The sequence below is a fragment of the Actinomyces oris genome (assembly GCF_001937445.1).
Classification (GTDB): Bacteria; Actinomycetota; Actinomycetes; order Actinomycetales; family Actinomycetaceae; genus Actinomyces; species Actinomyces acetigenes.
This window is the reverse complement of sequence record NZ_MSKS01000013.1, coordinates 120,282-130,214: the sequence shown is the minus strand read 5'-3', so window position 1 is coordinate 130,214 and position 9,933 is coordinate 120,282. Positions and strand designations below refer to the sequence as shown.

Below are 9,933 nucleotides of genomic sequence, written 5' to 3'. Positions count from 1 at the left end.
GCTCGCGCGGGGTTTACGGCCGTCATAGCCCCACCACGGCGAGGAAACGGGGATCATCCCCGCTCGCGCGGGGTTTACGTCAAGTCGAGTCGTCAATGAATTATTCGTCAAGGATCATCCCCGCTCGCGCGGGGTTTACCCAACGCCGCTGGTGTCTTTGCTTGAAATAATGGGATCATCCCCGCTCGCGCGGGGTTTACGTTCGTAGTCGTGGCATAAATGATGTCACCCCAGGATCATCCCCGCTCGCGCGGGGTTTACTCCCGAGACGTTTAAGGGAACTATGCGGGGTATAGGATCATCCCCGCTCGCGCGGGGTTTACCGCACGCCGCCGTTGATCTCGTCCTCGACCATCGGATCATCCCCGCTCGCGCGGGGTTTACCCTCTCCCACGTCTACGCCGAGTGGCGGGACCGGGATCATCCCCGCTCGCGCGGGGTTTACACTTGCGGATCCTTGGAATCCCAACGACGAGCCACACTACCAGACCTCGTTTGCCTTCACTGCCGACCTAGCGCTCGCTCCGCAGAGTTCCGATAGCGTCGTCGTCTCGCAGCGATCGACCAGGACTCCTTCGGAGGCTTGACGGCGCCGGGGATCGCCTGCGATCCCTCGATCTGCCGATACGGGGTGCGCATGACAAGGCACCCTTCGATATCGACCGGTTCACGTTCGTGCGCCAGGGAGGCGATCTCGAACCGTTGCTCGGATCGCACCGACCAGATCAGTAGAGCTCGCCCTTCCCCGATGTACGCGCGCACCAGCTCCCACAACTGCTCTCGCACTCGAGCTGAGAGATGCCCGACGAAGACCCCAGGAGAGACCTCTAACAACCAGCGGGTCATGGAGCCCCGCAACGAGGCAGGGGCAGCGGAGAGAACCAGAACTACCATCCTCCTGCGTCCTCTCCAGCGTAGTTCGCCCCACCAGCTACAGCACGCTGCTGATAGTCCCACAGGGAGACGACGTTGATGCTCATGTCCTCCAGATCATCAACCTCAAGCAAGCGGTAGATATCTTTGACCGTCCGTTCGATGATCTTGAGCTCGAAGACCTTGTCCCGAACTCGCCTGCGAGTGGTCCCAGTGAGGTCATCCATCCCCTCTGAGACGACGTCGAAGGCGATGGGGATCGTCGTCTCCGCCTTGTACAGATCGGCGACGTCGTACACGAAAGACCGCTCATGCCCGGTGTGGACGAAGCCGAGCCCCGGAGAACAGCCCAGGGAGACGATCACCCCGTGGACGACGCCGTACAGGGCGGCGTGCGCGGCTGAGAGCGCCTGGTTGATCGGATCCGACGCTTCAAAGTCATCGGGACGGTAGTCGCGTCGAGTCCAGGGGACCCCGGTACGTCTGGAGTTGTCTCGATACACCTCGCGAACCCGAGCGCCTTCCCGGCCTCTGAGCTGCTGCATGGTGAGCCCCTCGACGTTTTCACCGCTGAAACGCATGCAGTACATCTCGCGCGCCACCCGAAGTCGCTTCTGGGGAGAGGAGACCCTGGCCGCTTGCTCCACCAACAGTCGGGTGGAGGTAGCCAGGGAGCGGCCGTGCGCATAATAGCGCACACCACGTTCACCAACCCAGACCGCCGTCGTCCCACACTCGCCGAGCAGGCTCATCGCCTGGTGACTGACCGACGTTCCCGGGCCGAGGAGGACGGCGACCAGCGAGGCAGCGGGAACGCGGATGGTGCCCTGGTCGTTGCGTGCGGTCAGGGCACCATCCTCCCGATGCACCACGCAGTGCTCAAGGTAGAGGAAGGACATCCGGTCCTGGACACGGGGAAGCGCCGTCACCGGAACCGGCAGCATCCTTACCATAATAATCAGGCCTTCCGCACCCGGGCGAGCGTCATGAGCCCGCAGCCGTAGGCCTTGGACCGGCCGATCCCGGTGACGAGCGCACGACGCAGGGACTCGGGATCGGTGACACGCAGAACACCTTCGTAGACAGTGCGGTTGATAGTCACGCGGTCGTACCCCTCACCCCCCCCGGTCGTCGCCGACTGAAAACAGGGCGCTCCCGGTGCGTGACCAAGACGGCCTCCTCAGTCCCCCCACCATCATCAGGGTCCACGGGCATAAGCTCGAAGCCGAATCGTGGGGTGCGTTCAATAAGCCACTGCCGCTGCTGTTCAACGGTGACGTGCCCATACCGCTGTCCGCGCACTCCCGGTCCCTTCGAGGCCGAGTAGGACGGGTTCGCCGCAAGACGGAAGGCCCACAGCTGCCCTGTATCCAACGAGGTGAGGAACGGCGAGTAGTCAAGGGTCCGCGGCTGGGTGCCGACCGCCCCCGCCTCCGCGACGAGCTGAGAGCAGTCAGGCTCCAACGGTGAGAGTACGTACAGCGCCGTTGTTTCGCCTTGGTCGACCCGCCACAGGACGCGTCCGGGCCCGTTCCCGTCGTGACCTCCGGTGGCACTCATGACGACGGCGTGCATGGCCTGAGACGACCCCAGAAACTTGCGTGCAAGGCGGCGCTCCGGGGCCAGCTCGATCTTTGTTAGGAACACTGGTTCGCCTCCTCCAACGCAAGCATGGGATCATGTGCGTCCGCTTTAGGCACACCGATCTGCACTATGAGCCGTTCAACCTGGCGGAAGTCATAGTCGCGGCGTCGCGGATCGAAGGAAACCGGTACATCACGACTGCCGCGAGCCGAGCCCCGCTCCCCTACGGGTACGGCCTCCTGGTCGATCAGCAGCTCCGCGTCAAAGACACGGCTGCGATGCCGTTTCTGGAACCACGGTGAAGCGAGCCAGGGCTCGGTCCGAAGCACATCGAGCAGCGACGCCTCCCGAAGGCCCAGGGACACGGGAGGCGTCGGCGGGCAGGAGCGCCTCCCGAGGTATAGCGGGAAAGCCGGATGGTGAAGCGCCTCGTCAATGCCCTCCAGGAGGGGACGATCACCTTCGATACCTGCGAGGAAGACGGCGTCGGCAAGGTAGTACCGGTCCGACAGGGGCATGGAGTCCTTGCCGTCGAGGGTGCGTGCCGTGTGGAAGTCCCTGATGACTCGACCGGGCTGGTCCTTGCGCACCCCGAACCGCAGGGACAGGAGATCCGCGATCGGGTCCGTCCGGCGTCGGCCGACAGCGGCAGCCAACATGCCAATGATGCCGCTCTTGGACGGCTCAAGCTCAGTGGAGCGGACGGTGAAACGAGATTTCACCCCCCAGGCCTGCATAGGTCCTGCGAGTCGCAGGAGGAGGACGGTCATCAGGATCGCTCCTCATGGCTCACTCGGGAATCCACTACCTGACGGACCCGGTCGGGCAGGTTGACGAAGGACACACGCTCACCGAGCGAGGAGACGGCGTCTGAATCCTTGAGGGCAACGACGAAACTGCTCAGTGGCGTCACCCCGTAGTTCTTCTCGATCGTCTCAGTGTACTGAGCGAGCGCCCTCACTGAACGGTCGACGTAACCGGTGCCGGAGGCCTCCGGCACCGGTTCCTCGAAGGCACCAACGAGGGAAACGGGTTGGTCGTCACGGACAGAAACAACGATAGCTTCCGGGAGGGTCCGGTTGGCGAACGTGTTCTGCTTCCCTGTGGGCATCGACAGGCAGAAGCCCCTGATGAAGACCTCAAGCGCTCGCAGTGCCGCCTCACCGTCCCCGAGGTTCTCAACCAGCATGTCGAGATTAACGGTGGCATAACGGTACATGGTGGCCGAGGAGAACTCCACCGTTCCCATCATTCCGGCACCGGCGTCCTCCTCCTCTGAGCGGTTCTTCTCATCGTCGACGGCGGTGAAGAAATCGTACTCGTTCTCAGCGGCGTGTGTGGAGATAGCGTGGGCCACCTGACAGGCGGCGTCAACGTTGAGGTCTGTGTCGTCGGCGACCATGCGTCCAAACAATGCGATATCGACGGCGTGCGTTTCCTTGAAGATCTTCTTGACTGCCTTGGCGTCGAGCGCCTCACCGTCGCGGACTGAGGCAACAGCCAGCTCTGCCAGGCGCGCGATCTGGCTGGTGGACAGGAACAGAAGGTATCCGGACTCCTGAGTCCCGTCTTTCTTGCCACGCGGAGGTGAGAGCTTGATCTTGGCCGCCTTGAACACTCCCTCGGCGAGCGCAGTAGCGTTCTCCGCGAGTTCAGGTGCATCCTTTGCAATCGCCGAGCCCAGCACCTCGACGACTCGCTTCGTGCGTACGCCGACGTCATCGGCGTCCAGCAGGTCATTGAAGTACAGACGCGTTGCTCGTTTCCAGGACTGGCTGGAGACCCGCAGACGGCGGACGCCGCCGTATACAGCAGATTTGGGTGAGCCCGAGTCGTCTCGGTTGACGCAGGAGGGTGGAAGGTTCTGGATGATGTGAATATCGATGTAGGTGCTCATTGTCAGTTCTCCGGGGTTGGCTCGGTTATCGTTGAGTTGGTTGCAGATGCCAGGGTGGCATCGTCGAAAGAGGCTAAGGAATCGGCAGACAGGAACTGGTACTCCCGTGACCAGGTCAAGCGAACCTTTCTGGCTCCGCCCGGTTGCTGGAAGTGAAGGATGTCATCTGCGAGCATGGCATGATCCAAGGTGATGCTCCGGGCCCGGAGCAGCGAGATGAAGCCCCGCAGGTGGTGACGCAGCTCGGTGATGGTCGTCGAGGTGACCAGGGCGTTGAAGCGCGCCCGGGCCGAAGGGTTCTCGTCGTCCGGTGGACCGATCAGGCTGCGGGCGGCATGGCCGAGCCCTCTTCCGGGCACGAACATGGGTTCGGTCCGTGACTGCTGGTGCACGGCATAGAGCGTCATCGCAGTATGGACGGCAGTCTCCTCCCACGTGGGGGCGTCACCTGCATAGTCGGGAACGTGGACGCTCGTGAGTTCCCAGATCTCGGGGAGCTCACCGGGCGGCCTGTTCGCGCCTTTACGCAAAGCGGCCAGCTCACCGCGTGCTCGCGCCTCATTGCGCCGATAGCGGGCTTGCAGGCCCTCCTGCTTCTCCGTTCCACCAATGCGCTGGTCGACGAGGCGGCCGGCATTCTCCTCCAGCCGCAGGCGGAAGGGCCGCTGGCGCGCTCCAGGCAGCGCTGCTTCTGCAGGGTTGGCGTGTGTACTGGTATCCGACACAGTCATGCCGGTGTCCTTTCTTCATTCATATTGTTCTCAGCGGTGCTGTCTTGCTGCGCAGGTGCCGGTACGGCCACGTTCAGAGCACGGCGGAAGAAGAACAACGCCTTGCCGACGTCCATCCGTCCCTTTCCCTCTCCACGCCCGGCGAAGGCGGTATCAGGCACGGCAGATGCCAGCGCTTCCTGCTGTCTGAGGGCCTCGGAGCGCAGCTGTTCGCGCCACCGGACATGGGCCCGGTCGGGGTCCTCCTGGTCGAGGGAGGCGAGCCAGCGGGGGAAGCGCTCGTCAATGACGTGGTAGAAGGCGGCAGCGGCGTGCCTGCCCGCGTCTTTGCCCGTGTCCGGGCTCCCGCCGCGCGCGCGGTCCAGGTCCCTGGCCAGGCCCCACAGGGCGTCGGCGACTTTTTCCGTCTCCTCCATGGCATCACGCACAACGGCGAGCAGTCGCGTGTTCTCGGGGTTGAATAGGCCGGCGGGCAAGGAAAGTGTGTCCTCAACGAGTTCGGAGATGACAGCCTCCTGGGCTCCGTACTCGATGCCGACGGCACGTAAAGGAATGAGACCTCCTGCAGGCACGATTCTGCGACGCATGAGCTCCTGATAGAAGGAGACGACACCTGGAGAACGGTATCGTGTCACTTCCCCTGCGCCTTTTACCGTCACCTTCGGGCTCAGCTGAGCCACGACGGTTGACAGCCCCCGCCAGAATGCTCTGTCCGTCGGCAACTTGCGCGGCATGTAGACGGGAGTTTTGAGCTTCTTGGTCTGGGGTTCGGAGAAGCGCCATGCGGTCATCGGTTCCACCAGATACCGGTTCTGAGGCGTTGCCTTGTCGCCATTGCCGAGGAAAAGACCGGTGACTCCCGCATCGCCTCCGTGCAGCAGCACGCGGCGCGTCTGCCACGTGTAGCAGGACACGGGCCCCGTAGGTTCCAGGTCATGGGAACCCGCCGGGCCATCACTCTCGTGCTCCCACGGAGCAAGATCCTGCTCTGGGTCGACGTCGACCAGATCGGAGAGCTCCTCGCAGACAACGGTGTTGAGGAGCAGCGTCTGCTCCAGGCTTTCGCCCGCCACGGTCACGGTGCCGATCTGCCCTGTCCACCCGGGGCCGATTGGGTACCCCTTTCCCCCTTTGACCTGGGGATCTCCGACGGCTCCGGTGCGAATGCCGGACGGGTCGAAGGCGTGGACGTGAACCAGCCATCTGGCCGCCTCCGCCCAGCCGATGGATTCCAGACCTTGAGCAATACGAGTCGTGAAGAAGGCATTTCCGTTGGGGACGTCCGCGATGAGGGACTCCAGCCCCAAGGTCTTGCCCGATGCCGCGTGGATACCTGCGACCTGGAAGAAGGGACGGTCCGGGTCGCGCAGGTCGAAGCGCTCCCTGTAGCGCTCCAGGTAGGCACTGGCGTCCCGTCCCAGGCTCTCGGGCTCCTCCCAGTACTCCCTCCAGGTGTCCAGGTCCTCCGGCCCATCCATGGTGCGGTGGCAGATGGCCAGCAGCAAGCGCAGGATGGCCACATCCTGGCTGGCGATCTCGCCGTGGATCCCGGCGATGTCCGTCGCCTCCTGGAACAAGGCGAGGAGAGAGACCTCGTCGGGGGCGCCGTCGAGCCGGGTCACCCGAATCCAGGGCTCGTCAAGAAGATTGAAACGCTGCGTCATTCTGATTGGACCTCCTTGAGCCCGGTGGATGGGGAGTACTCGAGTACCGTGTCGGCCAGTTGAGCCCGACCCTTATCCAGGAGAAGGAACAGCTGTCCGCGGAGCTGCGGATCATCCTGCCAGGCGGGTACGACACGTATTTCCAGCTCATCAATGACCTGGTCGATCCTGCTCGGGTTGCTCAGACGCGGGGGCAGCCTCACGGCGGACAGGGCCATGGCGCGGGCGATCTTCTTGTCCGGGGCGCGGTCTGTGGGGATCATGGCTCCTGGAGCCTCCGGTGCGGATGGTAGAGTGCGTAGCTCCTCCTGGCCGCCTACCCGGCGCAGGTCCAGGAGGATGACCTCCAGGGAGTCCTCGCCGTCGCGGACCTGGGCGCGTCCCCTCTCCTCGTTGTCGGAGGCCGTCACGTGCAGCCAGCCGATCAGGGAGGCACCCTTCCCTCTCCGCTCGGGCTCATTCAGAAGGAATCCCTGAGCAGCCTCATGCTTCTCACGGTTACTCGTCGCGTACTTCTCTCGAGCTCGGTCGACAGCTTCCTTCCACGACGGCGGTACTGGGGCATCGGGACCGTAGACGGCCTCGATGAGGTCATGGACATCATCCGGAACCGTAACGATACCGGAGCCGTCGATCACCCGGTCCAGTGCGGCCGCGCTCATGAGCATGTCCTGCTCGCCATAGATCGCCTTGGCCCCCGGTTCCAGCGAAGGCTCGGGGGACGACATCGATGGCAGCCAGTCGATGTAGCAGGCGGGCTCGGCAAGTCGGGGCGGCCGCCGCCGCTGGTGACGATGCAGGCGCCCCATGCGCTGGAGGACCAGGTCGATGGGAGCGAGGTCAGTGACGAGCAGGTCGAAGTCGACGTCGAGAGACTGCTCGACGACCTGGGTAGCGACGACGATGGCTCTGCGCGGGCGCTTTCCAGCCTTGCGCGGAGGACCGAAGCGGTTAAGAAGATCCTTGTCCTTGGCGAGCCGGTCGCCGATCGTGAACCGGGCGTGGTTGAGACTGACGTCCTCGCCGAAGTGCTCGCGCAGCCGCTCATAGGTCTCCTGGGCGCGCCGCACCGTGTTGCGTACCACCAGCGCGCAGCCGCCGTCAACGAGGGCCTCCTCCAAGAGCAGGATCAGAGCATCCTTCGTAAGCCGTCTCATCCGGACTGTGCTGCGTCGTCCCGACGCGGTCGGGACGACCCCAGTGCGCTCCTCACTAGCAGTGACCAGGCAGGGGAAGGGAGTGTGCACGTTCTCAGGGGCGGGACGCCGGCGGACGCGCTTACCTGCAACTAGGCGCAGGCCCCGTCGGTAGGCGTCGACCATGGCGGAGCAACGGGCCTCGGACAGTGTGGCAGACAGGAGCACCACCGGCACCCCGTAGGCTGCGAGCCAGGTCAGGACCCGGTCCAGGTAGACGTTCATGTACGTGGAGTAGGAGTGCACCTCGTCGACAATGACGACCTTGCGGGACAGTCCCAAGTGTCGCATGGCCAAGTGTGGGGAACGCATTGCCCCGAACAGCAGGTGGTCCACGGTAGTGACGACGAAGTCCGACAGCATCGACTTCTTGCGTCCGCTGAACCAGGCCAGGATCGCCAGGTCGGCTCTGCGGCCGTCCTCGGAGTCTGCGGCACGACCCGTTCGAGCCTCTTCCTCGTCCCATCCAATCCCGATAGGGCGTGGGCTCTCACCGGTCGAGTCGTCAAGCGATCCAAGGAGCCGGTCACGGATCTCGTAACCGCGGCGTCGCAGAAGCTGCGCCTCCTTGTTGAGTCGAGACCGTCCGTGCAGGAGCTGAGCGGCGAACTCCGACGGCGCCCCCTTACCGGCGTAGGCCTCCTCAATGTTCTCCAGCCAGTCAAGCTCGCGAGAGAACATGGCGTCCGTGGTCGCCTGGGTGGGGAGGGCGAAGAGGATTCCGGAGCGGCGTGTGCGGGCGGCGAGCACCTCGGCGGCCATGAGAGCCGCCTCAGTCTTCCCTCCTCCCGTGGACTCCTGGACGATAAGCATGCCCGGCAGGTCCATGGTGCGGGCGGCCTGAAGTGTGCGGGCCTGGACGTCGGTGGCGCGAGCGCCATCGGGCAGGTTGAAACGACTGGTGAGCAGACAGTCGGGAGCGGAGCCCCCGTCGCGGGGACGCCATGGCGCGGGGATCTCCAGACGCGACAAACCTGTGGCCGCACGAAGGGCATGGGCGTCGGGCGCGAGCAGGCGCGCACCGTCATCCTCGAGGGGCAGCAGCGGGAAATAGGATTCGGTCGAGGCGATCCAGTCCGAGACGATGAGCAGCCCCGAGAGCTCCACGAGGAAGGGCTGGGACCATCGGTGACGCGCCCAGCGAGGAAGAAGAGCCGCAGCACCGGAGCGTCGTGTCACGAGTTCGAGGAGCTCGTGGCGGGTCACGCTCCACGCCTCATCCTCGCCGAGGAGGTGCTCATGCCCGTAGTAGTCGGTGGTGAGAGCCGCCGTCGTGGGCGGGATACCGTGATGTGCGCCGACGACGGAGGCGAGGGCCTCGGCAGGTTCAAGGTCCCAACCATGGCCTTCCATGAGCCATTTCTCCAAGATCACGTGCCCGGCCAGGGCATGCGGAACCTTGCGCCGCTCGAGTCGATCAACCGGCCCGTGGATCAGCCCTGCCTCCTTCATGCGGTCGTCGAGGGCCGGGGCCTGGACGGAGAAGGCCGGGGTGCACTTGCCGATGTCGTGGACGCCTGAGATCCAAGAGGCGAGCAGGCAGAACTCTTCCACCGGGATCAGTCCTGAGTCGGAGTCCACGAACTCGCGCTCAATGAGTTCGCAGACAGTGGGCGCCAACCAGTGTCTGGCGAGGTGCTCAGCCACTGCTGCGGCGTCGAGCAGATGCAGCCAGAGGGGGAGCCAGTGACAGCTCTCGGGGTCATAGCCGAACTTGGCCCACACGGATCGGGCTTGCTCCGAGAGCGTCACAGGGATCTCCTTCGTTGGAGGGTGAAGCCGAATGGACCTCGACACTGAGGATCGTCCGCAGGGGATTTGGAGTGTTTCAGCGGAAACTGCGTGCTTCCGCTCAGCAGTAGCAGCCCATCCCAGAGACAGTTCAACTTTTCAATCAAACGGACCTCAGGAGCCGAGTTTCCACGGGAGATAGTAGCACGCGGACCACTCATCATGAGACCTATAACATAGGAGAGGCGCTGGCATCC

7 protein-coding genes, 1 pseudogene and 1 CRISPR repeat array are annotated in these 9,933 nt (G+C 64.1%); all 8 genes and pseudogenes read right to left on the bottom strand.

What is annotated here, in order from left to right; translation table 11 throughout:
- Positions 1–50 precede the first annotated feature (50 nt).
- A CRISPR array of direct repeats spans positions 51–445; the repeat unit is 28 nt; unit sequence GGATCATCCCCGCTCGCGCGGGGTTTAC.
- 56 nt (positions 446–501) lie between these two features.
- The 8 genes and pseudogenes from cas2e to BKH20_RS04660 all read right to left on the bottom strand — a co-directional run bounded on the left by cas2e (position 502) and on the right by BKH20_RS04660 (position 9,697).
- Positions 502–846 carry a type I-E CRISPR-associated endoribonuclease Cas2e gene (cas2e, locus tag BKH20_RS04695; protein ID WP_371080333.1) on the bottom strand — a complete coding sequence of 115 codons (345 nt, stop codon included), beginning with the start codon at positions 844–846 and terminating at the stop codon, positions 502–504.
- 41 nt (positions 847–887) lie between these two features.
- Complete coding sequence (gene cas1e, locus BKH20_RS04690) at positions 888–1,826, bottom strand: type I-E CRISPR-associated endonuclease Cas1e (RefSeq protein ID WP_070659090.1); 939 nt, start codon at positions 1,824–1,826, stop codon at positions 888–890.
- 5 nt (positions 1,827–1,831) lie between these two features.
- Positions 1,832–2,520 (bottom strand): annotated as a pseudogene (cas6e, locus tag BKH20_RS04685) (type I-E CRISPR-associated protein Cas6/Cse3/CasE).
- On the bottom strand, positions 2,511–3,227 hold the full coding sequence (cas5e, locus tag BKH20_RS04680; protein WP_075390130.1) for a type I-E CRISPR-associated protein Cas5/CasD: 717 nt from the start codon (positions 3,225–3,227) through the stop codon (positions 2,511–2,513). Before cas5e ends, cas6e begins: the two are co-directional and overlap by 10 nt.
- Positions 3,227–4,354, bottom strand: coding sequence for a type I-E CRISPR-associated protein Cas7/Cse4/CasC (gene cas7e / locus BKH20_RS04675; protein WP_075390129.1), 1,128 nt, complete (start codon positions 4,352–4,354; stop codon positions 3,227–3,229). Before cas7e ends, cas5e begins: the two co-directional genes overlap by 1 nt.
- Before the next feature lie 2 nt (positions 4,355–4,356).
- Positions 4,357–5,085 carry a type I-E CRISPR-associated protein Cse2/CasB gene (casB, locus tag BKH20_RS04670; protein WP_075390128.1) on the bottom strand — a complete coding sequence of 243 codons (729 nt, stop codon included), beginning with the start codon at positions 5,083–5,085 and terminating at the stop codon, positions 4,357–4,359.
- Positions 5,082–6,749: a type I-E CRISPR-associated protein Cse1/CasA gene (gene casA / locus BKH20_RS04665; protein ID WP_075390127.1), complete on the bottom strand. Its 1,668-nt coding sequence runs from the start codon at positions 6,747–6,749 to the stop codon at positions 5,082–5,084. The genes casB and casA overlap by 4 nt, the downstream gene beginning before the upstream one ends.
- On the bottom strand, positions 6,746–9,697 hold the full coding sequence (locus BKH20_RS04660; RefSeq protein ID WP_075390126.1) for a CRISPR-associated helicase/endonuclease Cas3: 2,952 nt from the start codon (positions 9,695–9,697) through the stop codon (positions 6,746–6,748). Before BKH20_RS04660 ends, casA begins: the two co-directional genes overlap by 4 nt.
- Positions 9,698–9,933 lie beyond the last annotated feature (236 nt).